Origin of the sequence: Marinobacter albus, from assembly GCF_030238305.1 — a bacterium.
Taxonomy (GTDB): Bacteria; Pseudomonadota; Gammaproteobacteria; order Pseudomonadales; family Oleiphilaceae; genus Marinobacter; species Marinobacter albus.
The window spans coordinates 1351335-1376686 of record NZ_JASSQD010000001.1; the positions used below are offsets into that span (position 1 = coordinate 1351335).

21 protein-coding genes are annotated in these 25352 nt (G+C 50.5%); 16 read left to right on the forward strand and 5 right to left on the reverse strand.

Annotated features, from left to right (window positions below):
* Positions 1-362: 362 nt before the first annotated feature.
* The 14 genes from QQF73_RS06370 to QQF73_RS06435 all read left to right on the forward strand — a co-directional run bounded on the left by QQF73_RS06370 (position 363) and on the right by QQF73_RS06435 (position 16769).
* Entirely contained in the window at positions 363-917 is a 555-nt protein-coding gene (locus QQF73_RS06370) for a sugar transferase (RefSeq protein ID WP_285367643.1), read from the forward strand.
* A complete protein-coding gene (locus tag QQF73_RS06375) occupies positions 914-2884 on the forward strand; it encodes a polysaccharide biosynthesis protein (RefSeq protein ID WP_219866306.1) in 1971 nt (656 codons plus the stop codon). The genes QQF73_RS06370 and QQF73_RS06375 overlap by 4 nt, the downstream gene beginning before the upstream one ends.
* Before the next feature lie 96 nt (positions 2885-2980).
* The gene (locus QQF73_RS06380) at positions 2981-3943 is read left to right on the forward strand and encodes a DHH family phosphoesterase (RefSeq protein WP_219866305.1); all 963 of its coding nucleotides are present in this window, start codon (positions 2981-2983) and stop codon (positions 3941-3943) included.
* A 48-nt stretch (positions 3944-3991) separates the two neighbouring features.
* A complete protein-coding gene (gene cysD / locus QQF73_RS06385) occupies positions 3992-4906 on the forward strand; it encodes a sulfate adenylyltransferase subunit CysD (RefSeq protein ID WP_219866304.1) in 915 nt (304 codons plus the stop codon).
* Positions 4907-4915: 9 nt separating this feature from the next.
* Positions 4916-6328: a sulfate adenylyltransferase subunit CysN gene (gene cysN, locus QQF73_RS06390; RefSeq protein ID WP_219866303.1), complete on the forward strand. Its 1413-nt coding sequence runs from the start codon at positions 4916-4918 to the stop codon at positions 6326-6328.
* Positions 6325-7374: a dTDP-glucose 4,6-dehydratase gene (gene rfbB / locus QQF73_RS06395; RefSeq protein WP_285368283.1), complete on the forward strand. Its 1050-nt coding sequence runs from the start codon at positions 6325-6327 to the stop codon at positions 7372-7374. The genes cysN and rfbB overlap by 4 nt, the downstream gene beginning before the upstream one ends.
* Complete coding sequence (gene rfbA, locus QQF73_RS06400; protein ID WP_219866302.1) at positions 7375-8247, forward strand: glucose-1-phosphate thymidylyltransferase RfbA; 873 nt, start codon at positions 7375-7377, stop codon at positions 8245-8247.
* A 23-nt stretch (positions 8248-8270) separates the two neighbouring features.
* A complete protein-coding gene (locus QQF73_RS06405; protein ID WP_285367649.1) occupies positions 8271-9233 on the forward strand; it encodes a UDP-glucose 4-epimerase family protein in 963 nt (320 codons plus the stop codon).
* A complete protein-coding gene (locus QQF73_RS06410) occupies positions 9230-10084 on the forward strand; it encodes a glycosyltransferase (protein WP_219866300.1) in 855 nt (284 codons plus the stop codon). The genes QQF73_RS06405 and QQF73_RS06410 overlap by 4 nt, the downstream gene beginning before the upstream one ends.
* Positions 10085-10201: 117 nt before the next feature.
* Positions 10202-11101 carry a dTDP-4-dehydrorhamnose reductase gene (gene rfbD, locus QQF73_RS06415; protein ID WP_219868038.1) on the forward strand — a complete coding sequence of 300 codons (900 nt, stop codon included), beginning with the start codon at positions 10202-10204 and terminating at the stop codon, positions 11099-11101.
* A gap of 45 nt (positions 11102-11146) precedes the next feature.
* Entirely contained in the window at positions 11147-11707 is a 561-nt protein-coding gene (gene rfbC / locus QQF73_RS06420) for a dTDP-4-dehydrorhamnose 3,5-epimerase (RefSeq protein ID WP_219866299.1), read from the forward strand.
* On the forward strand, positions 11700-15074 hold the full coding sequence (locus QQF73_RS06425) for a glycosyltransferase (RefSeq protein ID WP_219866298.1): 3375 nt from the start codon (positions 11700-11702) through the stop codon (positions 15072-15074). Before rfbC ends, QQF73_RS06425 begins: the two co-directional genes overlap by 8 nt.
* Before the next feature lie 23 nt (positions 15075-15097).
* On the forward strand, positions 15098-15850 hold the full coding sequence (locus QQF73_RS06430; protein WP_219866297.1) for a sulfotransferase family 2 domain-containing protein: 753 nt from the start codon (positions 15098-15100) through the stop codon (positions 15848-15850).
* A gap of 37 nt (positions 15851-15887) precedes the next feature.
* The gene (locus tag QQF73_RS06435; protein ID WP_285367653.1) at positions 15888-16769 is read left to right on the forward strand and encodes a WcbI family polysaccharide biosynthesis putative acetyltransferase; all 882 of its coding nucleotides are present in this window, start codon (positions 15888-15890) and stop codon (positions 16767-16769) included.
* Positions 16770-16785: 16 nt separating this feature from the next.
* Here QQF73_RS06435 and QQF73_RS06440 read toward each other — a convergent pair whose 3' ends face one another.
* The 5 genes from QQF73_RS06440 to QQF73_RS06460 form a co-directional block, all read right to left on the reverse strand.
* Positions 16786-17694 carry a hypothetical protein gene (locus QQF73_RS06440; protein WP_285367655.1) on the reverse strand — a complete coding sequence of 303 codons (909 nt, stop codon included), beginning with the start codon at positions 17692-17694 and terminating at the stop codon, positions 16786-16788.
* Between the two features lie 2 nt (positions 17695-17696).
* Positions 17697-18152, reverse strand: coding sequence for an FAD synthase family protein (locus tag QQF73_RS06445; protein ID WP_219866294.1), 456 nt, complete (start codon positions 18150-18152; stop codon positions 17697-17699).
* 14 nt (positions 18153-18166) lie between these two features.
* On the reverse strand, positions 18167-19570 hold the full coding sequence (locus QQF73_RS06450; RefSeq protein WP_285367657.1) for a LicD family protein: 1404 nt from the start codon (positions 19568-19570) through the stop codon (positions 18167-18169).
* A 112-nt stretch (positions 19571-19682) separates the two neighbouring features.
* On the reverse strand, positions 19683-21242 hold the full coding sequence (locus tag QQF73_RS06455; protein ID WP_285367658.1) for a hypothetical protein: 1560 nt from the start codon (positions 21240-21242) through the stop codon (positions 19683-19685).
* 780 nt (positions 21243-22022) lie between these two features.
* A complete protein-coding gene (locus QQF73_RS06460; RefSeq protein ID WP_219866291.1) occupies positions 22023-22763 on the reverse strand; it encodes a sulfotransferase family protein in 741 nt (246 codons plus the stop codon).
* A 93-nt stretch (positions 22764-22856) separates the two neighbouring features.
* Here QQF73_RS06460 and cysC point away from each other — a divergent pair, with 93 nt between their 5' ends.
* Together cysC and QQF73_RS06470 are read left to right on the forward strand one after the other, a co-directional pair.
* Positions 22857-23465, forward strand: a complete 609-nt coding sequence (cysC, locus tag QQF73_RS06465; RefSeq protein WP_219866290.1) for an adenylyl-sulfate kinase — start codon at positions 22857-22859, stop codon at positions 23463-23465.
* 10 nt (positions 23466-23475) lie between these two features.
* Complete coding sequence (locus QQF73_RS06470; RefSeq protein WP_285367659.1) at positions 23476-25245, forward strand: SLC13 family permease; 1770 nt, start codon at positions 23476-23478, stop codon at positions 25243-25245.
* Positions 25246-25352: the final 107 nt, after the last annotated feature.

Sequence of the window (25352 nt, forward strand, 5' to 3'; positions counted from 1 at the left end):
GTCGGTAATTGCACTTTGGGTCATAGCATTGCCGCAGATGATATGTTGGCGATTATGGAGCACCGAGCTTTTAAGGGACAGCCGTTGATGAAGCGGGGTCGGGAGAATTTGCATCAGATTTTCATTCGGTGGGCTTCTCGGATCGAGAGGCGCTGATTATGATTACCGGAATTGCGCTGGTTTCCCCTGCCTTTGGGCTAATGCTGAGTGCTTCCGGGTTGCGGAGTGGTTTAGGTTGACCTCGCTCATCGGGGTGTTCGCCTTGTATGACTGGAGGGCGGTCACACAAGGCGGTTGTTGGTTGAATTGCGGGAGCTGTCGGGTAGCCGCAGCGTTTGAAAAGGTAGAGGTTTGATGACGGCGTGATGCGCTTTTTTGATGTGCTGTTTTCGTTGGTTGGCCTTTTTGCTGGCTTTCCCGTTTTTTTGTGCCTGCTGGTTGCCGGGTATTTTGATACGGGAGCGCCGCTGTTTCGCCAGGAGCGCGTCGGTCGGGGTGGTCAGCCCTTTACGCTGGTGAAGTTCCGAACCATGACGGTAGGTACTGCGTCTGTGGCCACCCACCTGGCGCATGCTTCATCGGTTACTCGTTTTGGTCGTTTCCTTCGCAAGACCAAGCTGGATGAGCTTCCCCAGCTGTGGAATGTGCTCGTTGGCGACATGAGTATTGTTGGTCCTCGGCCTTGTTTGCCTGTTCAGGCGGAGTTAGTTAGTCTGCGAAAGAAGCTTGGTGTCCTTGATGTTCGCCCTGGTATTACGGGCTTGGCGCAACTCCGAGGCATTGACATGTCGACGCCAGAGGAGCTGGCCAAAACAGACGCTTTAATGTTAGAGCAGTTGTCCCTCTTCCATTACTTTGTTTATATTTTCCAGACTGCAGCTGGCAAGGGATCTGGTGATAGGGTGAAAAACGGATGAAATCACTATTAATCAGTCTCAGAGAATGGCTTTTCGAGTTGCCGCGGCCCCAGAAACGGTTTATCTCAGTCGCAGCAGACCTCTGCTTTATCTGCCTCGCTTTGTGGGTCTCCTTTGCCCTTCGATTCGAACAGTCTGATTGGTTGCCGTCGCAACGACAGTGGCTAGCGTTCGGAACTACTGCACTCGCCACCATCATTGTGTTCGTGCGGATAGGTCTGTATCGGGCCGTCATTCGTTACATCAGTGAAAAAGTCCTCATGGTGATGGTAACCGGTGTCGTCGCTTCGGCAATTGCACTGGTCCTGGCCGGCTATCTGTTCCAGGCCATGGTTCCAAGGTCTGTTCCGGTGATCTACGCATCACTCCTCTTCGTGATGGTCGCAGGAACCCGGTTTTCGATCCGGGATCTGATCAATCGGCCGCGGGAAAAAGCTAAGGGGCGGGTTCTCATTGTCGGCACGGGGCCCAAAGCCATTCAGCTGCACTATGCCTTGATGCAAGGAACCGAGTACCGGCCAATGGGCTTTGTTTCCCTCGACTGCAGGAAGCATAAGTCACTCATTGCCGGATTACAGGTCTACTCGGTCGAGCATCTCAAACGAGCGGCTCGGGAACAGGGCGTTCAGAGGGTATTTCTCGCGTTGGAGGACGAGGGAACGATCAGTCGACGGGATTTGATTGGGAAGTTGGAAGAACTTGTGATTCCCGTTCAAACCGTGCCGGCAATGTCAGAGTTGATGGCCGGGCAAGCACGGATAAACGATATCCGTGATTTGGACATAGCAGACCTGCTTGGTCGTGATCCGGTCCTGCCCAATAAGGCAGTGGTGGCTGAAAGTTTGACTGGCAAAGTGGTTATGGTCACTGGAGCTGGTGGCTCAATCGGTTCAGAGCTCGGTAGGCAAATTATACGCAACGGACCTGCCGCCATCGTACTGCTTGAACAATCTGAATTTGCTCTTTACAGCATTGAACGCGAACTTCGATCCATAAGCGACATTGAAGGGGTGACCATCGAAATTCACCCACTACTTGGGAGCGTGGTGCACCGCAAGCGAAACGAGGTCATTATGCGTTCATTTGGCGTCGATATTGTGTATCACGCTGCAGCTTATAAGCATGTGCCTCTGGTAGAGAGCAATATCATTGAAGGGATTCAGAACAATGTGATGGGTACGTGGCACTGCGCCGAAGGTGCAATTGCAGCAGGGGTAGAACGCTTTGTGCTTATCTCCACGGACAAGGCAGTGCGGCCCACCAACGTCATGGGTGGCTCCAAGAGGCTCGCGGAACTGGTTTTGCAGGGGTTGGCCCTGCGCCAGAAATCGACCCGTTTTTCAATCGTTCGGTTTGGCAATGTTCTCGGATCGTCCGGATCCGTAGTTCCTCTGTTTCGTGATCAGATTCGCGATGGAGGACCTGTTACCGTGACCCACCCGGAGATCATTCGTTACTTCATGACCATCCCTGAAGCCAGCCAGTTGGTCCTTCAGGCCGGCGCAATGGGCGAGGGAGGTGAGGTGTTCGTGCTGGATATGGGAGAGCCGGTCAAGATTGCCGATCTGGCGCGTAAGATGATTCGACTCATGGGCTTGACGGAAAAAACCGAAGACAATCCACACGGTGACGTTGCCATCACGTTCACGGGGTTGAGGCCTGGTGAGAAACTTTTTGAAGAGCTGTTGATCGGGGATGAGCAATTAAAGACGGCTCACCCAAGGATCATGATGGCCCGAGAAGAGTCGCTTTCTTGGTCTGGGGTAGAGAAGTTGCTGACGCGGCTTGAGAAATCCTGCAAACGATTTGACTGTGAAGCCGTGGTGGATCTCATTCGAGAAGCACCTACCGGCTATTCCGCAGCGCAAACCCCAAAGGACACACTCTGGCAGCGCGGGCAAGTCCCCCTGGAGGTTGTTTCCTTGGCAGACTCTGACAGCAGTAAGGTGCACAGGCTGCCTTTGTAGCATATCCGCCTCCTCGTCCTGGGAAGCAACGCGCACCTCATTCCAGCTTTAGGCTATGTTATTCTCCCCTGATTTTTCTTCGGAGCTATAAGACCAATGCGGATTTATGATGTATTCAATGGTGATGCTGACGGCATTTGCGCGCTCATTCAGCTTCGTCTGGCAGAGCCTTTAGAAAGCACTCTGATCACGGGGGTAAAGCGGGATATCGCTTTGGTGCAACATGTCCCGGTATCTGAACCGTCTCAGGTGAATGTCCTTGACCTTAGCCTTGAAAAGAATCGGTCTGCAGTTGACGCATTATTGGCCGCTGGTGCTCAGGTGTTCTATGTGGACCATCACTTTCCGGGAGAGGAGCTCCCCGAACATGAGAGCTTTCAGGCGTTAATTGATACCCAGCCGACAACCTGCACCAGCTTGCTGGTTGATGAATATTTAGGGGGGCGTTTCCGGAACTGGGCAATTGCCGCAGCATTTGGCGATAATTTGAACGCCGTTGGTGAAAAGTTGGCGTCAAAGTCAGGCCTCTCTGAAAAACAAATCAACAACCTGAGAATTCTCGGAGTGTGCATAAACTACAACGGTTATGGCGCGTCCGCAGATGATCTTCATGTCCATCCAGCCGATTTGTACCGTGAGCTTGTCCGGTTTGCCGACCCTCTGGAGCTGATTGGCGGTCAATCAAAGACATGGGAAAAACTCAGGACCGGATACGAAGAGGATATGTCACAAGGGCTTGCTGCCCCTGTCCTCAAAGAGACAGAGACATCCCTTGTGGTTAAGTTGCCGGATGAAGCCTGGGCACGTCGTGTTAGTGGCGTACTCGGCAATGAGCTTGCGAATCAAAATCCCGAAAAGGCATGTGCAATTGTCACGGAGAGGGAAGGCGATACCTACCTTGTCAGCATCCGGGCACCGTTGAACAACCGCGCTGGCGCAGATGAGGTGGCGAGAAAGTTTCCTACGGGCGGAGGCAGGAAAGCTGCGGCTGGCATCAATGCCTTGCCGGCGAGCCAATTAGACGATTTTCTTGATACAATGGCGCACTTTTGGCGCTGATCCTAACCAATAGTTATCGAGTCCCTACCAAGACCAACGGAACGACCAATGACGCTCACTCCCCCCAAAAAGACCCACCTCAAGCAACTTGAGGCTGAGTCGATTCATATCATCCGGGAAGTTGCCGCTGAGTTCGATAATCCGGTAATGCTCTACTCCATCGGAAAAGATTCGGCCGTAATGCTTCACCTTGCGATGAAGGCTTTTGCCCCCGGGAAGCCACCGTTTCCCCTTATGCATGTGGATACCACGTGGAAATTCCGCGAGATGATCGAGTTTCGGGACAAGATAACTGAAAAGCTTGGCTTAAAATTGATCGTTCATACCAATCAGGAGGGTGTAGAACAGGGAGTGGGACCTTTCACTCATGGCAGCGCCAAACACACCGATGTAATGAAAACCCAGGCTCTAAAACAGGCGCTCGACAAATACGGTTTTGATGCGGCCTTTGGTGGGGCAAGGCGAGATGAAGAGAAATCCCGGGCTAAAGAGCGCGTTTACTCCTTTCGAGACAAGTTTCATCGCTGGGATCCAAAAAACCAGCGTCCGGAGCTCTGGAACCTATACAACGGCAAGGTTAATAAAGGCGAAAGCATTCGGGTTTTCCCGCTCTCTAATTGGACGGAGCTGGACATCTGGCAGTACATCTATCTGGAAAATATTGACATCGTTCCCCTGTACTATGCCGCCGAGCGCCCGGTTGTGGAACGGGATGGGACTCTGATTATGGTGGATGATGATCGTATGCCATTGGAGCCCGGAGAAAGTCCTGAAATGAAAATGGTGCGTTTCCGAACGTTGGGCTGTTATCCGTTGACCGGGGCGGTAGAGTCTGAGGCGGCAACCTTGCCTGACATCATCCAGGAGATGCTCCTGACCAAGACTTCCGAACGACAGGGCCGTGTGATTGACCACGATTCGGCCGCCTCGATGGAACAGAAAAAGCGCGAAGGGTATTTCTAAGGAGCCGTTATGTCTCATGCATCTGAACTGATCGAGTCCGATATCCTCGCCTATCTGGACCAACACGAGAATAAAGATCTGCTGCGCTTCCTGACTTGCGGGAGTGTCGACGACGGCAAATCGACCTTGATTGGGCGCCTGCTGTTCGATTCCAAGCTGATTTTTGAAGACCATCTGGCTGCGCTGCACAAGGACAGCGAACGTATGGGGAATGCTGGGGAGGCATTGGACCTGGCGTTACTGGTGGATGGTCTGGCCTCTGAGCGAGAGCAGGGCATAACCATCGATGTAGCCTACCGTTATTTTTCCACGGACAAGCGCAAATTCATAATTGCAGATTGTCCAGGCCACGAGCAGTACACCCGGAACATGGCAACGGGTGCGTCCACCTGTGAGCTGGCGGTGGTGATGATTGATGCTCGCAAAGGCGTGTTAACCCAATCCCGGCGGCACAGTTTCATCGTCAGTCTACTCGGCCTCAAGCACGTGGTTGTAGCGATCAACAAGATGGACCTCGTGGATTACTCCGAAGAGGTGTTCAACAACATTCGCGCCGAATACCAGAAACTGGCTGAGCAACTGGGGCTTAAGGATGTCTATTACGTGCCCATCTCGGCCCTCAATGGCGACAACGTGGTGAACCGCAGCGAGAACATGCCCTGGTACCACGGTGAAACGCTGATGAACATCCTGGAGCAGGTCGAGGTTCGGGAAGATCAGAACGTGACCGACCTGCGTTTCCCGGTGCAGTATGTGAACCGCCCGAACCTGGATTTCCGGGGATACTGTGGCACCGTGGCCAGCGGTGTGGTGCACAAGGGCGAGGACGTGGCGGTGCTGCCGTCCGGCGTGACCTCGCGGGTTAAGGGTATCCACACCTACGAGGGCGAGATCGAGCGTGCCTGGCCGGGTGATGCGGTAACCATAACACTCGAAGATGAAGTGGATATTTCCCGAGGTGATCTGTTGGTGCATGCGAATGCGATCCCACCGCTTGGGAACAGATTTGCAGCACATATCGTTTGGATGAACGAGAAAGCCCTGGCTCCGGGACGGGAGTACGGCATCAAAATTGGTACCAAGGTGACAAACTGCTACGTCAATGAGGTTTTGGAAGAGGTGGACGTGAACACCCTTCAGCGACACCCAGGGGCTGCGGAGGGATTATCCTTGAACAGCATTGGACTTTGTGACGTTGAGCTTGCGGAGTCTGTGGTTGTAGAGGATTACCAGACCCACCATGGGACGGGAAACTTCATTCTCATTGACCGGATGACCAATGTGACTGTGGCTGCGGGTATGGTGGACCATTCACTCGATCAATCAGGTGAAGGGGAGGCGCGGATATACAGTCAAGCCGAGCGAAACCTGAACAGATTTATTCGAGAGAATTACCCGGAGTGGGGGTGCAAACCAGTATGAAGTTATTGATAACCGGAGGGGCTGGATTTATCGGTTCTGCCGTCGTTCGTCATATTATCACCCACACGTCAGACGAAGTCGTTAATGTGGACAAACTCACCTACGCCGGCAACCTGGAGAGCCTTGAAAAGGTCTCCGGTAGTGATCGCTACGCCTTTGAGAAAGCGGATATCTGTGACAGAGCAGAAATGGACCGGGTGTTTCGTGAGCACCGTCCCGATGCGGTAATGCACCTGGCTGCGGAAAGTCATGTGGATCGTTCCATTGACGGCCCGGCCGCCTTTATAGAAACCAATATTGTTGGTACCTATACTCTGCTGGAGGCGGCGCGCCGCTACTGGAATGACCTGGAAGGCAACCGCAAGGCAGATTTCCGTTTCCATCATATTTCCACTGATGAGGTATACGGAGATCTGGAGCAGCCAGAAGACCTGTTTACTGAAGATACATCATACGCTCCAAGTTCTCCCTACTCGGCAAGCAAGGCCAGCTCCGATCATCTGGTTCGCGCCTGGTACCGAACCTACGGACTGCCAGTGTTGGTGACCAATTGCTCCAATAACTACGGCCCCTACCACTTTCCTGAGAAGCTGATTCCATTAGTGATTCTCAATGCACTTGATGGTAAACCGCTGCCTGTTTACGGCAGGGGGGATCAGGTGCGCGATTGGCTGTTTGTTGAGGATCATGCTCGCGCTCTATACCAAGTGGTAAGAGAAGGCAGCGTAGGGGAAACCTACAACATCGGCGGGCACAATGAGAAGCAGAATATCGAGGTGGTTCATACCATTTGCGATCTTCTACAGGAATTGGCGCCGGCAGACTTCAGTTATCGGGAACTCATAACGCATGTTGCTGATCGTCCGGGCCATGACCTCCGCTACGCCATCGACGCCGGCAAGATCCAACGGGAATTGGGCTGGGAACCGCAGGAAACATTTGAGTCTGGTATCCGCAAGACCGTTCGGTGGTACCTCGACAACCTGCCTTGGTGCAAGAGGGTCCAGGACGGCAGTTATCAACGCGAAAGACTGGGAGTCGCTTGAGTGAAAGGTATCATCCTGGCCGGAGGTTCCGGCACACGCCTGTATCCGATCACCCGTGGTATCTCAAAGCAGCTGCTGCCGGTTTACGATAAACCGATGATCTATTATCCGTTGTCAGTTCTGATGCTGGCGGGAATCCGGGACATTTTGGTCATAACGACCCCGGAAGATCAGGAGGGCTTCCAGCGGCTGCTTAGCGATGGCAGTCAGTTTGGAATCCGCATTTCCTATGCCGCACAACCAAGCCCCGATGGTCTTGCTCAGGCCTTCATTATTGGTGAGGACTTCATCGGGAACGATAGTGTCTGTCTGGTTCTCGGGGATAACATCTACTATGGGCAGGGGTTCAGTCAGCTGCTGCAGTCGGCTGCATCCCGCGAAAAGGGCGCCACGGTTTTTGGCTACAGGGTTAAAGATCCGGAGCGGTTTGGTGTGGTGGAGTTCGATGAGAATCAGCGTGCTGTTTCCATTGAAGAAAAACCCACTGAACCGAAATCCAATTACGCAGTGACCGGCCTCTATTTCTACGACAATGATGTTGTGGATATTGCAAAGTCTGTGCGTCCTTCTCATCGCGGAGAGCTTGAGATAACTTCAGTCAATCAGGCCTATCTTGATCGAGGCGATCTCAACGTCGAGCTGTTGGGGCGGGGTTATGCCTGGCTGGATACTGGCACCTACGATTCACTACATGAGGCCGCCGGATTTATCGAAACCCTCGAGAAACGGCAGGGGCTCAAAGTGGCCTGCCTTGAAGAGGTCGCGTTCCGCATGGGCTACATTGGCAAGACGCAGCTGCTGGATCAAGCGGAACTCCTAAGAAAAAACAGCTACGGTGAGTACCTTCGTCAGCTTGCAGAGCGTGGCCTCTGAACATGAAGCCCTCTGGAGCGTAAGTGTCTGATCCGAGCATATTGATAACCGGCGGCTCTGGGTTTATCGGCAGAGCGTTGGCACGACGTCTGGTCGACTCGGGTAGGTATCGGGTCCGAGCGTCTTGCCGGTCCGGCCGTCCGGCCCCCGTTTCGCACGAGATTGTTGAATCGCCAGATCTTTCGCAGGAGGCCAATTGGCGTAGAGCTCTGGATGGCGTGGACGCCGTCATTCACACTGCCGGCCGTGCACACGAAGTACGCAGTTCTACGACCAACCAACTGGCTGAGTATCGCCAGGTAAACGCTCTGGGAACATTGGCCCTCGCTCGGCAGGCTGCGGAATCCGGCGTTCGGCGATTCGTCTTTCTCAGTACGGTTAAGGTCAATGGAGAATTTTCGATTCCAGGACAGCCGTTTAAGCCTTCTGATACCCCCGCGCCCACCGACCCTTATGGAATTTCCAAGTTCGAGGCCGAGGAGGGGCTTCGTGACCTCGCTTCTCGAACGGATATGGAGGTCGTCATTATTCGTCCGGTACTCGTTTACGGGCCGGGTGTGCAGGCTAACTTCCGATCCATGATGCTCTGGTTGAAGCGCGGCTTTCCGTTGCCCTTGGGAGGCATTCGGAACAAGAGAAGCATATTGTTCGTCGACAACCTGGTAGACCTGGTTACTGTTTGTCTGGATCATCCCGACGCGGCCGGGCGTATTTTTCTCGTTAGTGATGGCGAAGATCTTTCCACGCCCCAAATGTTGCGCAAGCTCGGAAGTGCCCTTGGCAAGCCTGCCCGCCTGATACCGGTGCCTGAGGGGGTTTTGATGCAGACCATGGCGCTTTTGGGGCGAGGAGCCATGGCCAACAGGCTTTGCAGTTCTTTGCAGGTTGATATCTCAGATACCGCCAAGGTGCTCGGATGGCGGCCACCGGTAAATCTTGACGACGCATTACAAACGACCTCGTCCGATTTTCTGGCGCATTTATGAACCTGTTTGTTTCTGTAGTCATTCACGAATGGGACGTTGGAACGCTTGAGCCTGCTTTGAGAGCACTTTCCGATGGCCTTGATGCAGCAGCCGAGGTAGGCGAGCTTGAGTCTGCCGAGTTGTGGCTTTCCTATAACGGACCAGCAGCGCTTGACGTCGCCGCAGCGGAATACTTGCTACAGGCCGTTTCTACCTGGCCCACACACCTGCTCTCGAACCAGCCCAACTACGGCTACGGTGGCACCAATAACAAGGTGCTAAGGGATCATATCTTTGCTGAACGGCGGGACGCATGCGCCGAGAGCGCAATACTTGTCCTGAACCCGGATGTTGTCGTAGAGCGGTTGGCGATTACGGAAGCCCTTCGCCGGTTAAAGCAGGATCCCCTTTGTGGGTTAGTTTGCCCTCGAATTCTTGACTGGACGGGCCATTCGGATACGTTTGGCCACAAACGGTACCCCTCGCTTTCAGTTCTTGCCGCGCGCTTGGTATCTCCTCTGATGAAACTGCCTGCTGTGCACTCGCTGAACCTGCGCTACGAATACCGCGATTTGCCTCTGGATCAACTGCAGGATGACATCGCCCTCTGCAGTGGCTGTTTTATGATGGCCCGTTTCCAATACTGGTTCAATCTGGATGGGTTTGAGGATGAGTTCTTCATGTATTTTGAAGACTTTGATCTGGCGGCGAGAGGAAGAGAACAGGGGTGGCATAACGTTTATGACCCTGCTGTCCGTATCCGACACGCTGGGGGCGGAGCGGGGCGGAAGAGTTGGCAGCACCGTCTCTGGTTTATTCGGTCTGCCATGAAGTTTTTCCATCGCCATGGCTGGAGAATTTGGCGGGTTTAGCCGTTTTTAACCTTTGTCGCCGGTTTGTGACATAGCTCCGATGTTCTGGGATAATCCCGCCGTTCAAATGCAGCTAAGCATACAGTTTGTTTCGATTTCATGAAGGGAGGAGCCCGTCTGATGATCCTGGTTACCGGTAGCGATGGGCAGGTTGGTTATGAATTGCTCAGAGCCTTGGCGCCTTATGGACGGGTGACGGGGCTTACCAGAGCCGATGGTGACCTTTCGAATGCCGCAACTGTTGGGGCGTTATTGGACAAGTACCAGCCGCGCTGCATTGTGAATGCGGCCGCTTATACGGCAGTCGATCAGGCCGAGTCTGATCCGACAGCGGCAGAGGCGCTTAATTCGCGGTTGCCGAGCCAGTTGGCGGCCTGGGCCAAGGCCAATGATGCCTCCCTGATTCATTACTCCACCGATTACGTTTATGACGGTAGTGGTTCTCGTCCCTGGAAAGAGGATGATCCGGTTGGGCCGCTGTCGGTTTATGGCAAGACCAAGCTGGCCGGAGATCAGGCAATAATTGACGCAGACATCGGCGCTGTAATCTTCAGAACATCCTGGGTTTACGGCGCTCGTGGCCGGAATTTCATGCTTACCATGCTCAAGCTTGCTCAGGAACGCGATGAACTGAACGTTGTCGCCGATCAATGGGGTACACCGACTCCGGCTTGGCTGATTGCGCAGGTGACCAGCGTGGCCGTGCGTGAAAACCTGCGGGAAAAAGGTTCATTCAAGGGCCTCTATCACCTGACTTGTAGAGGCGATACCAACTGGTGTGATTTTGCACGAACAATCATGACCGATGCTCGAGCTTTGGGGGTGGCGCTTAAGATTTCGCTCGAACGCGTCAAGCCGATTCCGACCATGGAATATCCGGCACCGGCGCCGCGTCCTTTGAATTCTCGCCTCGATGTGGCCCGTCTTGAACAGGCGCTTGGACTGGAGTTGCCGCACTGGGAAGAGGCGTTGCAGCTCACCGTTCGGGACTGGACTGAGTATGGTCGTCGCTCCTAGATAAGAGTGCCGCGTTATAAATTACAAAAGGTTGCAAGGCAAATCATGAAAGTTACAAAGACATCCCTCGATGGGGTACTGATCCTGGAGCCACCCGTGTTTGGCGACGAGCGCGGCTGGTTTACCGAAAGTTTCAATCATCAGAAATTTGCCGATGCGGTTGGTCGGGAAGTTGTGTTCGTTCAGGATAATCACTCCTGTTCGGCTCGGGGTGTACTGCGTGGCATTCACTTCCAGACTGGAGAAGCTGCGCAGGGCAAACTGGTGCGTGTGACCGCCGGCGAGATCTATGACATCGCCGTTGACCTGCGCAAGAGCTCGCCGACATTCGGGCAGTGGACCGGCGTGGTTTTGAGCGCTGGGAACAAGAAGCAGCTATGGGTACCAGCCGGCTTTGGCCATGCTTTCCTGGTGACCAGCGAAGCGGCGGAAGTTCAGTATAAGGTAGATGCTTATTGGTCCCCGGATCATGAGAGGAGCTTGCGGTGGGACGATGCTGAGGTTGGGGTTATCTGGCCCGAAGCCGGGGAGTTTCAGTTGTCTGGTAAGGATGCTGAGGCGCCGACATTGGATGATTTGAAGCAGGCTGGGGATCTCTTTGACTGATCAATCACAACATCCCGTTAGGAAAAAATGCGTTATTGTGGTTCTGGGCATGCATCGCAGCGGAACCAGCGCGATAACACGTGGTTTGCAGGCGCTCGGTGCTGATCTGGGCCCCGAACTCATGGCGGGTATCAAAGGGGATAATGAAAAAGGGTTCTGGGAAGATCTTGGTTGCTATCGGATCAATGAACGGATTCTTGAGAGGCTGGATTCTGCCTGGGATGCCTTAGGTGAGGTGCCGGAACACGCTTTGACCGGGGAAGAGCTTGCTAAAGAGTACGACGATGCTGTTGCCCTACTAAGAGATCGACTGGCAAATACCGATGTTTTTGCCTTCAAGGATCCAAGAACCGTCAATCTCTTGCCCTTCTGGCAGAAAGTTTTTGCCGAGCTTGATCTGGATGACAGATATCTCATTACACTGCGAAATCCTCGCAGTGTGGCCGATTCTCTTGCCAGACGGAATGAATTCGCACGTGAGAAATCCTTTTGCCTCTGGATGAAGCATTCCTGCAATGCGCTTCTCTATGGCACTGCTCGGCCATTCGTTGTGGTGGATTATGACCGATTTATGGAGAGCCCGGCTCGCGAGCTTAGTAGGATGGCAGAGCCGTTGGGCCTTGCGGCACCAGATCTTGAGAGTGCAGAGTACCAGGAGTACGTCAGTGAGTTTCTTTCGACGGATTTGCGTCATAGCAAATACGCTGAGGCCCTAGGAGACGGGGATGTAGTCCCGCCATTTGTTGCAGATCTTTATGGGGTGCTGCTGGATGTGGCGTCAGGCTGTACCAAAAGTAAAACCGGCAAGACTCTTAATGAACGATGTCAGCAGCTGCGTGAGAGATTTACACAGTATGCTCCGGTGATGGGCTACGTCGATCGGCTGGAAAGGGCGGAAATAGCCGGGCTTCGTGAGTCGGACCGGTTACGACGCGAGCTCAATACCGAGATTCAGGCAAAAGCACAGCTCGAAGCTAAGACCAGCGAACTTCGCAAAGAGGTTGAAGAATTAGATGTTCGCCGGAAGCACCTCTATTCCAGACTCTATTTTTTCGACCGTTCCGGGCTAGGACGGATATTTGCTTTGGTGGAATGGGTGTACCGTTTGTTGCGACTTCGACCCAGCTCGAAAAGTTTCTATGGCCAGATTATAGAAGACAGCCGGGAGTTCATTGCCAGCGACGTAACTTCCGCGTTGGAATTCGCGGATGTTGAACCAGGACGGCTAAGGATGATCGCCCGGATCCTCCGTTACTTCATTCGGCACCCTTATTCCAGCCTTCGGCTGGTGAGCGTCTATCGGATCAAGAAGCTGTTGCAAACGGTATTTCTGGCCGATTCGTCCACGGCTCGCGCCTGGGTAAGCGCACGTTTCCCGGCTGGTTATTCGGCAAGCCGGAAGCCCGAAATCTTTCCGCCGGAAACTATGCCTGAACAGATGGAGCTCACCTTCCCGCAAATCGGTAATCCTGAAGTCTCAATCGTTATTCCCGTCTACAACCAGTACCAAACGACGCTGTCATGTTTGAAGGCGGTACTCGAACATACGGGCGAAGTGAATTACGAGGTGATTGTTGCCGATGACTGCTCAACGGATATCACAAGTTCCATTGAGAATCGCATTCACAACATCCGGGTGGTGCGAGGCGAGGAAAACTTCGGTTTTCTCGGCAACTGTAATAACGCGGTAGCCCATGCCCGTGGCAAGTATATGGTGCTATTGAACAACGATACCAATGTGCAGAAAGGCTGGCTGAGTGCACTGGTGAGTACCATGAAGGCTGACTCCAAAGCCGGGATTGTTGGCCCCAAATTGTTGTTTGAGAATGGGGTGCTGCAGGAAGCCGGTGGCATTGTGTGGAACGATGCATCCGGCTGGAACTATGGCAGGGGCCAGTCCCCGGATCAGCCCGAGTTCAATTATGTGCGGGAAACGGACTATATATCCGGGGCCTGCATCCTGTTTGAAAAGCAGGTCTGGGATGAGCTTGGTGGCTTCGATGAACGGTTCAAACCTGCCTATTACGAAGACACGGATCTGGCCTTTCAAATGCGCGCCCGTGGCCTCAAGGTACTCTTCCAGCCAGAGTCTGAGGTGGTTCACTTTGAGGGCGTGAGTAATGGCACCGACGTTGGCAGTGGCATCAAGAAGCACCAGGCCATCAACCAAGAGGTGTTCCGGGAGAAGTGGCAGGATGTGCTTGAGAAAGAGCATTTTCCCAACGCCCAGAACGTCTTCCAGGCCAGGGAACGCTCGGCCGCCAAGCGTACCGTGGTGTTTGTTGATCATTACGTCCCCTTCTATGACAAGGATGCCGGCTCACGGTCAACATATCTGTATGTTAAGTCCATGGTCGACGCGGGGCTGAACGTCAAGTTCGTGCCTGCCAATTTCTTCCCCCATCAGCCCTATACCCGGAGCCTTCAACAACTTGGGGTCGAGGTTTTGTTAGGGGAGAAGTATGCACGCAGTTGGAAAACCTGGTTTAGTGACAATGCCCAATACATCGACGTGATATACCTGCACAGGCCGCATATCACAGAAGATTTTGTCGATCACATGACCACACTGAAGCCGAAACCGAAGCTGATCTACTTCGGTCACGATTTGCATTACCTCCGCACAGCTCGCGAGGCTGAGCTGAAAGGTGATAAGGCCGTCATTTCGGACGCGGAGGACTGGAAGAAGCGCGAGCTGGCGATCTTTAAGAAGGTCGATAAGGTTTATTATCCGTCTGAAGTTGAGGTGGCTGAGGTCAAACGGGTGTCCCCGGCGACTGACGTATCCGCAATCCCGCTTTACTTGCTTAATACTCCTGATCTCAGCAGATACCATCACCAGGACCGCCACGGATTGCTGTTTGTAGGCGGATTCGGCCACCCTCCCAACAGCGATGGGGTGCACTGGTTTTTGAGCGAAGTAATGCCGTCTCTGGTAAAGGAGATTCCGGATATTTGCTTGCATGTGGTTGGATCCTCGGTACCTGATAGCATCAAGGACCTCGCAAATGACCATGTGAAAATTTACGGTTTTCTGTCGGATGAGGACCTGACCGAACTGTATCAGCAGGTCCGGGTTTGCGTGGTGCCTTTGCGGTTTGGTGCCGGTGTTAAAGGAAAAATCCTGGAAGCATTGCAGGCGGGAGTGCCCATATCCACCACAAGTATTGGCGCTGAAGGCCTGCCTGACGCTGCTGAAGTTATGGCGATTGCGGATGAGCCACGAGAAATGACTCGCCAGCTACTTACGCTCTATAACGAGCCTGAGGAATGTGCAAGGTTCCTGAGCAAATATCAGGAGTATATTGAACAGAACTTCGGTCAGGCAAAAGTCCAGGAAGTCATCACTGCCGATTTCCTTAATTGATTCAAACTGAGAACAGATAGTTTATGCGTTACGTAATTACTCACGGTCATATCTTCAAGAATGCCGGAACCACTTTTGACTATGCTCTTGAGAAAGCATTCGGCAAGGACTTTTGCGACCATCGGGATGATAAGGACATGCGTCAGGGTGGGGCGGAATACCTGAAGCAGTTTATTCTGGATAACCCCAATCTCAAGGCGATATCCAGTCATCATTTGTGTAATCCGTTGCCTGAATCGGATGAATTTAAGTGTATTCCGGTTTATTTTGTTCGCAACCCTATCGACAGGGTGCTCTCTGTTTACAATTTTGAGCGGAAGCAGAAACGAGGCTCGAAAGGGGCGGAGATGGCCTCCAAGCTGTCTCTGGAGGACTATGTTCGGTGGCGCATGACGCCCGAGGCACCCAAGGTAATTTTTGATTATCAAACGGCGTATATCGGACGAACTCGGAACCTGCACGCACATGAGGCTGTGAACATGCGAATTTTCCAGCGTGCTCTCGATATCGTGGTCAACGAGAAGGCTCTGATTGGAACGGTTGAACGTTTTGACGAAAGTTTCAGTTATATCTCGCAAAGCCTATCAAAATATTTCCCGGGGGTTGAATTTACCTTTCAAAAGAAAAACGTAACTAACCAGGCACCTACTGAAGAAAAGCTCCGGCAGGCGCTAGACCAACTTCGACCGGTATTAGCAGAAGTTGTGTCAGGTAATGCTTATGATATGGCCCTGTATGAAGTGGTGAATGAAAAGCTTAATTCCTTGACAATCTGACATTTGATAGAAAATTTAGCAATATCTCGAGATATTTATGAAGGAAAAGATAAAAATTGTGGTTGTAGGGAACTGCCAAGCAAGACCTCTTGCGAAAATTCTTGAATCCCTGAATCCAAGAATAGATGTCACAACGACTGCAATTGTTCATTTGCTAAAAAACGAAAATTTCGAAGAGTATCAGCCAGCCTTTGACGAAGCTGACCTGATTGTTTCTCAGTTGGTTTTCGACTCATATCCGTGTGAATTCGTGCGTACGAGTGTCCTGAAAGAGCGTTATGGTAAAAAAGTTCTTTCCATCGTAAACTTGTATTTCACTGGTTATACGCCCGACTGGTTTTATATCCGAATACCAGGTAAAGGGCCATTAAAAGGCCCTATGGGGGATTATCACAATCGTACTATTTTTGATGCGTGGCAATCTGGTAAATCGATATCGGAAGCGAGCTCAAGGATTTTGAGTGAAGAGTACAATCAAAAATATGTTTCCGAACCGAGTCACTCTCTAGATTTACTTCGTGAACGTGAGGAAATAGTGGACGTTAAAATTACCGACGTTATTGATAAGTACCAAACGAAGAAGCGTTTGTTCTTTACATTTAACCACCCTTCAATGTTTCTTATAAGGCGTTACGCCAAAAGAATATTAGCTGCCGCCAATATTAGTGAGAAATGGAAATTATTTCCGGCGAGGGATCGTGAAGCACTAGACCAATTTGTACCACTGGCGAATCCCGCTACAGGACTGCCCGACGGAGACTTTACAACCTTTAAGGGAGTGGAATATTTCTTTAAAGATGATTTCGTGGCTATTAGAAATAAAAGAAAAGAATACAATGCCTCCGAGCTGGTATCCTGCTTTTACGACATATACGAAACACTCGATTCCACGCTCAACCTAAGTGGTAAAGGTAATTAGGCTTGCTAAGTTCGCTTCAAACCCTATGAATTTTTTTGGAAATAGAAGATGCGTCCAGTTTGTCAGAAGCTGTGTCGTCGATAGTGAATAAGTTGTCGACCTCTTCGAAAGTCCAACCCAACTCCTTCATTAGTTTTTTCTTATAGGATCTTTCGAATTTTGGAATGAAGCTTGTGTCTTCGATGAAACTTTCGTTTAATTTTTCAATAGATTTACCAAAGACAGTCTCCACTCTTCGCGTAGCCTCGGAAAAATCCGTATTGATATCTTTTGAGTTTACCAGTCGGAAAATTTCAGCTTCGGCGGGACCGATTCCCTTATTATAACGTTCTCTGAGAGTTCCGTTCAGCTTTATTCCTATCCTGTTCACGAAGTCAACAGTTACGTCGTTAAGCGAGTCAACGTTTAAAAAGCTAACATTGTTTTTCAAAACTGAGTTTAGGCTAGAAGCTACTCTATAGTAGTTGAACAAGCCCATTTTGTAGGCGTCATAGAATGATCTAAAATCTTTTTCATTTCCGCGCCGTAGGCAAAACTCTCGATAATAACTTCGAATAAATTTATAATAATTTTTTAAATAAATAACTCCCGCCACTTTAATGTCGTTGGACCGTAAAGCTGCGACAAGGAAATCAAGTTTAGGTTTTGTTGTTGGGCGGGACCAAGCTTCCTCAGAAAGGACATATGTAGTGAATTCAGTATTACGAATATACTGAGCCAGAGAAAGACAATTTTTCTGCCATTGCTCTCCGTATACTAACTTATGATGTCTGATTCCCACGTCTGGTTCTGTCAGAAGCAAGCCTTCAAGTGGGAATTCGATACTCTTTGAATGAAGTTGTTGCCTATTATTGTATAGCCAATTCTGGATGCTGCTTGTTCCAGTTTTGTAAGAGCCTAGGTGAATGACAACCGTCTTTTTCATTTTTAGAGCTTCCTGACCACTTTGTCCAGCCTTTGAACTAGATTTAAAGCTTCTTTAAGCCTCTCTTGATTCGTAATCCCAATCAGTTGCTTGATATCGGTAGAGGATATGTCTGGGGTCCTCGGCAGATAGATGACTTGAACAACCTCGGAAAGGTCGTCGAAATAACCTGCCCAGTCGTCTCCCATGGCAAAAATATCTGCGCCCTCTCTCAAGATATCCTCACGTTTTTGCTCCCAAGTGTTCTCAGGAAAGACCTTGTCTACATATCGGCATGCCTCAAGAATCTCTTTACGCTGCTCATAAGGGTACACCGTGCGCTTGTCTTTGATTCTGTTAAATGAATCTGTTGAACAACCAACAATCAGCCTGTCGCCCAGATCGCGTAAGCGGTTCAAAAGCTTAACGTGCCCTGAATGGAAAAGGTCAAATGTGCCATACGTGATAACTGTTTTCATTTCTTAAGCTCGTTTCACTCGTTTTGCCTAAAGAAGATATCGGGCGTTTTCCAAGTCTTCCCATACCGGTATTCTAGAAAAGCTTCGATATCGTTCGGTACGTTAAGTGATCTGTCTTGGTAGGTCCATCGGAGAATCGGAAGAATCGCGTCTTTAGGCACGGCCTCGTATTTGACGTTCTGCATAGGCAAGTCGACGTTTTGACCGTCGTTGTAGCCGAGAAAAAGATCGACATGGACTGCATGGTCCTTATCGAAAATCTGGAGGAACGGGTAATAATTTTGCTCATTTACCCCTGCGATTTTCACGCGAAAACCTTTTTCTTGGATGGCCCTGACCAAGGTCTTCAAATGAGTTTCCAGGAGATGGTCTTTGTTTTGACAGATCTTATTTTTAAAAATAAATAAAAGATCAATGTCGTCATCGTGCTCAATGAAATCGCCATCTCTGTAGAGTCCAAGGAGTGTACCATAGCAAACAATTGTTTCTCCAAGTCCTGTTTGAGCAGTACTAGATACGAGTCTTTCAATGGTATCGAGTAATAATCGTTTGGGCCACGATCTCAATGATCGGGAGACCATGTGAGGTCCGATAACTAGAGGGTAACCGAAATGGATGTTACCAAATTTTTTCAGCTTGGTTTTTGCAATATTCCGATCACTTTCGCTGCTAGCTTGAATTACTTTAAAGGCAGCCCGGCTTGCCTCTTTGGAGCGAGGGTCTATCGCGGCTATATAGAGGTTAAGTATCGCGAAGTTCAGAGTGTTATGTTCTGATGAAAAATAACAGAAAGCAGATAGCTCCCTAAATAAATAAAGTAAGAGGGTGATATTGAATTCTGTTTTGAATGACAACTTATCAACGACATAGGTAATGTACTCATTAATTTCCCTGGCTGAGGGGTTGCAGAAGAATTCTTCACCAAAATCACCTAAGAAAAGCTTTTTCTGTTCGTTGGTGACTTCTAAGGATTCGCCGAGTGCGACATCTCGTATGTTTTTAAGCAAATGATTGCGGGCTTTATCTTTAATCTCGGTATCCGAAAAATCCAACGAAAAGCGCGTTTCATCTGTTTTACTAGAGAACTCGATCGCAAGATTTTGTGCTCTTTCCCAGAGTCCATCGCGGCGATTTTCAACTTTAATTCCATCGATTTTTATTGAGGTTCGAAAGCTGATTTTCAGGCGAGGGTTAGTCTCAAATTTTGTGGAGAAAAATGCAGTTCTTTTATCAAGCCAGGCATCAATGCCAAAGTTCGTTCGGTCTTGATTCGTGGAGCTCAAGAAAGCCTCTTTAATCGGTAAATCAGATACATTTACCCATTCTCCCCCCGTCTTTACTGAAATCTTGGACAGGTGAAGGTAGTTTGGCTTTGTGAGTGAAATAGCTAATTCATCGAAATTAGCATTAAGGGGCAATTCTAATCGAAAGATTCCATAGCCAAATGGCGGGTCGGCCGGCCTATGTTTCCGTGTGGAACAATTGAGAAGCCTTATGCGGTGTAGTGCCTTAAGAATTATATTCATCAATCTAGTGCGCGTAAGTGTGTTTGGAACGGATCGTTTCGTTATCCAGGCATTCGAGAATGGAGGGTATTAAATTCAAAGCGCTTCTGTATTGTTGCTGAGCGAAGTGCTTCTCCAATTGAGACACTAAGGATATTAACAATAATAGATTGTCCTCTGATGGCTTTTCACCCAACGAAGAGGCAGGCTGATTCAATTCTTCTCCAGTCTCGCCCGATTCGGCAAGGGAGAGTCCGGTCCCATAAGGTTCAATACTCCAGTCAGCCCAGTGAAAGCTGAGGATATCTCCGTCATTTGAGCAGATTAATTGTTCCTTTTTCGGCTCGCTAACAATTGACATTCTTTGTTGCGATATTAAATTTTTCAGTTTTGTTAATTGCGACGACAGTAGCTTAACTTTTAATTTCTCATGGTCTTCTGCGACCAATTCTAGTCGATCGAAAAGTTCTGAGTTCAGGCGTAAAGGAAGTAGCGGAAGTGATTTCCTGTAGCGACGCTCCAAAGTCAGAGGCGGCTTGACAGTAGCGAGCTTCTTTTTGAATTGTGCCTGCCAGTAACGAGGGTTAGTTTGCGAACCTTGATCTGTGTCCGTGATATCAAACACATGGCAATGAAATCCTCTTACCATAGTAGCGGCCAACAGTGGGACTGAGGGCAATTCACATGGCTTGTCTACTAGTAGTGTCGCCTCGTGCAGAGCTTTTCTGGCCAGTTTTTTGTTGAAGATTTTGATCAGAAATGCTTTACGGGAATCTTTAAGGTTCACTTTCATGCAGATGATATTTTTTAAACCGGACTGTATCCATTTGTAAGACCCTATCTGCACTTTGTCAGATCCGGATGAAAGGGATATAACTTCAGGTAACCAAATCGCTGAATTTTCAGGTTTTAGCAATCCCCAGAAAGGTGTTTCGTTTACATTGGGCGGAGGCGCAATCGGTTCGTGTTCAAGAAAAATTGAACTGATTTTATGCTTCTGATCATAGAGTTGGTCGATAAAGCGGAATGAGTTGATCAACTTAGCAAAGGACTGGCGAGTGATGATTAAAGAAAGCAGCGCGAACAATAGATTTGGGGGGCTAAAAAAAAGGTAATCTGAGACGATAAATGCAAACGAAATCAGAAATCCTAACCCTGGAAGTTTGTTAAGAGCATTGAGCTTTGAACGCTTTTTTTCAATGTCGTCCGCTCTTTTAAATTGGGCAGAAATAAAAAAGGCTGTGATGCCCATAGAAACGGAGAGGTTCACGAATGCGAGCTCTGGATAGATGTAAAAAACTGCCATCAAAGCAAGGGTGAAAAAACTGAGTTGCGATGCTATCTCGAGTGATTTTTGGTACGCAGTCTCCGCAATTCCGTTTTGATTCTCGAATAGGGGAACTTTGTCGATACTCGAGAGAATTTTGAGCGTAGCAGCCTTGAGCGCCGATCTGGATGTTTTTTGAGCGACGATATTCACGCCGTAAAAAGATACAGCGAGTAGGCTCAGCGCCATAATGAGATTTTGTTTATTGAATTGCGAAAAGTAGTCGGGTAAAAATCCGGGAAGACCAGCAGTGCCCATGAGCATAACGATCTTTAGGGGCAACAAAAAGGACGCAAGCAACGTGAATTGTGTCACGAGATTTAACAGGTACACGGACGTCGTAAGGATTGGCGTTTTCGCCAAGAATCTGCCGCCCAGTCGTGCGAGCCATAACTGATCTGTAGTGTTGGCAGGGGTCATGGTTAGGACTGAGAACCGTTGGTCGCCAGGAGGGGGTGAGGGAGATGTTTTCTCATAGGTTTCTGGTAGTTGAATAATTGACATTGAGCTGAAGAAAAACAAGAAATCGATAAGCTTCCGATTGATTTCCTGGAGAATGCGCTTTGCAATATTTACGGCGACGGTCCCGTAGATGCTAATCTAAAGCGTTTTACACGGCGACTGAGTCTATCACTGTTGTGGACTTTGACGAAGAGGTCTTTCGCTCAGGTTGCGGACTTTCCGTCGTTCGGCTTGGCAGTTTCACTATCTAACAGGCTCTGGAAGCGTCTGTGGGTAAGTGTCAGATACGTCGAGGGTTTGAAGGTCCAGCTTAGCGTCCTCAAACTTTTGGATTTGGTCATTCTTGGTATCTTCAGGCCGAGAACACGCATTTTGAGTTGTAGCACGGTGATGCAAGAGATGCACGTCAACGCAGCGTGAACGGGTAATGGGCCTCGCAAAAAAGCGGGCCGAGCTAATGTGCCTGATGAAATAATGACTCTCTCGCTTTTAGCTAATGTAGCCAAGCGTTCGCTTTAGTTACGATGCAGTGCCCGGGGCTCAGGGAGGGGCTTGGGTGGAAAAAATCTGTCAGGGTCAGATTGCTCTCCAATTTGTGCAGTCCCAATCTAGCAAACGTTCAATCTCAGCGATTTCATTTTGAAAAATGCTGAAAAGCAGTTCTCTCTCTTCTTGAGACATTACGCTCTGATAGTCGATTCTATGAACTTCTTTTGGGTGGACGGTTGGAAGAGGGGCCAAGCCTAAGAAATCCGTTACTTTTCTGAGTGTGTGATTCGGACTGGTTTTAAGTTCCTCGTGGCGGAGGATCAACGTGTTTTCCTTTGAGAAGTAATGCCATAGTCGTTTTAACTGATAAGAATAGAAGCCTCTGTCAGTATATGAGTAAACGCGATGCTGGTTTGGCAAGACCTCTCTGGAGCGCTCATTCTCGTGGATAATTGCGGACTTGAAAGAAACACACTCTTTACCGCGTGCTGTTTCCATATTCCAATGTGAGTATGCTCTATCTATTGGATTCCGCAGGGTCAGTATGATCTTCATATCCGGGTTGTACTCCCAGATCCTTCTTGGTGCCGGCTCCCAATACATGTATATGGGCGTGGATTCTCCAATGGTGGTGTGATCTTTCGTGGGGCTGAAAGCTGCATGGTAGGTTTTATAGTTTGCTGCGCCGTTAGCGAAAGCGGCCTCATTGTCGAAAAAATGTACCTCTTTTCGGTTTGCCATGCAGATTTGCGGATGCTCCCTTAGATAGGCATCAAGAGCAGACGTTCCGCCTTTCTGTGTACCGGCCACGAGGAAATTAACTAACATGCAAACAACTCTCCCGTACTCTGAGCATTTGGGGATTCTTTTCTGATATATTGCTGCCCGAACTAATCTTATGCATTTTCAAGGGACTTCGTTTTGAGCAACAACATCGTCTGGCACAACCACAAAGTAACCCGCGCCGAGCGATCAGACCCCAAAAATCAACGGCCATGCCTTCTTTGGTTCACAGGGCTGAGCGGTTCGGGGAAGTCTACCATCGCCAATGCACTTGATGTAGCGCTCTATCGGCGGGGGTATCATACCTTCCTGCTGGATGGTGACAATGTTCGTCATGGCCTGAATCGGGATCTGGGGTTCTCCGATGCGGATCGCGTCGAGAATATTCGTCGGATCGGTGAGGTGAGCAAGCTATTTGCCGATGCGGGCCTGATTGTTTTGAGTGCGTTTATTTCTCCGTTCACAAGCGATCGGCGATTGGTCAGAAATCTTTTTCCGGCCGGTGAGTTCGTTGAGGTATTCATGGATACCCCGATCGAGACCTGCGAAGAGCGGGACCCGAAAGGGCTTTACCGGAAAGCGCGCGCAGGGGAGATTCGGCACTTCACGGGGATCGACTCGCCCTACGAGGCCCCCCAAAGCCCTGAGGTTGTCCTCGATACCTCGTCACAAAGCGTGGATGAGTGCGTGGAACAACTTATCCAGTACCTTCAGGATCGAAATCTGATTCTCGAACGTCCAAGGTAAGGAGCTCCAGGTGGAGTGGGATGCTATTTTCACCCTCGGCACTTTGGGGGCAGTGCTTTGCACCCTGGTATTTACGCGTGTATCTGCGGATTTGACCTTGATGGCCGCACTCGCCGTGCTGGTGATCTCCGGGGTTCTGTCGCCCGGCTCGGCACTGTCGGGCTTTGGAAACCCGGGCGTCATTACCATTGCCACGTTGTACATCGTTGCTGCCGGTCTGAAAGAAACCGGTGCCGTACAATGGATTGCTCGCAAATTATTGGGTCACCCGGCCTCCGTGAGAGGCGCTCAGTTACGCATGGTAGCGCCCACCGGAGTGCTGAGTGCGTTCATGAACAACACCGCTGTCGTAGCGATGTTTATCCCAGCCATTCAGGACTGGGCCCGACGGTTACAGATTCCTGCCTCGAAGCTTCTCCTTCCTTTAAGTTATGCGGCAATCCTTGGCGGTACCTGCACATTGATTGGCACCAGTACCAACTTGGTAGTGGATGGCATGCTGCAGAGCCGTCTCGGTATCAGTCTTGGATTGTTTGAACTGGCATGGGTCGGCGTGCCTTTATTGTTGGCCGGTGGCCTTTTCCTCGTGCTGTTTGGGGCCAGGTTACTGCCAGATAGAGGCGGGCTCAAAGAAGAGTTGGAAGCAGTCCGCGAGTATGGCGTTGAAGTTGAGGTAGTAAGCCCTGGTCCGCTTGTTGGTAAAACCATTGCTGAGGCGGGCCTGAGGGCTCTCACCTACGGCTATCTGACCGAAATCGACAGGAAGGGGCGGTTAATCACTGCCGTGGAACCGGACCGTACTTTGCAGCCAGGCGACAAACTCTACTTTGTGGGTGCTCCGGAGTGCGCCAGTGAGCTCCGCCGCATTCATGGTTTGCGGCCGGCCAATGCCAGTGTCCATAAGCTGGATATTGCTAATCACCAGCGCTGTCTGGTGGAAGTGGTATTGGGGCCAGAGTTCCCGGCACTTGGGAAGACGGTGCGGGATAGTCGTTTCCGTTCCCGTTTCAGTGCCGTGATTCTTTCGGTGTCCCGTGAGGGCCGACGGGTGGCTGGCAAGCTTGGTGATATCCAGTTCAAGATGGGCGATACGCTCCTGCTGGAGGCAAGTCATGAGTTTGCGGAACAGTACAGGTTCCGTCGGGATTTTTTGCTGGTCAGTGCGCTGAATGACTCCACGCCTCCCGATTTTCACAAGGCACCATTGGCGCTTTGCATACTGCTGGGTATGGTGCTGGTTAGTGCCAGCGGATTGCTGAGCATTATGGAAGCCGCTTTCATTGCCGCCGGCGCGATGATTGTTTTCCGGTGTATCACTGCCAGTCGTGCCAGGCGAAGTGTTGATTTGCCAGTGCTTGTTGTGATCGGAGCGTCGTTTGCGCTAGGTAATGCCATGTCAGAAACCGGCGCCGCATCAGTAATAGCGGGTGCGCTTCTGGGTGATGGCGACGGTTACTCTCCCTGGATGGCGCTGGTCGTCGTGTACGTATTGACTGCGGTGTTTACCGAGGTAATCACCAACAATGCTGCTGCAGTCTTGATGTTCCCGATTGCGCTGGCCTTGTCCGAGCATCTGGGGGTGAGCTTTCTGCCCTTCGCGGTGGCAGTCATGTTTGCTGCCTCTGCAAGTTTTATTACACCGCTTGGCTATCAGACAAACTTGATGGTCTATGGCCCAGGGCGCTACCGCTTCTCGGATTACATGCGAGTCGGTTTACCGCTTAGTCTTCTCGTCGGCCTGATCGCCGTATTCCTTATTCCGGTTTTCTGGCCACTTTGAATTTTTCCGGTTCTTGAGCGAGCGGGGCGGCTCGGGAAGATCTCGCCCCTTTTTTCTTTTATCATCGGCCAGAGGTAATGCTTCTACGCGGGTGCCTGATCCAAAAC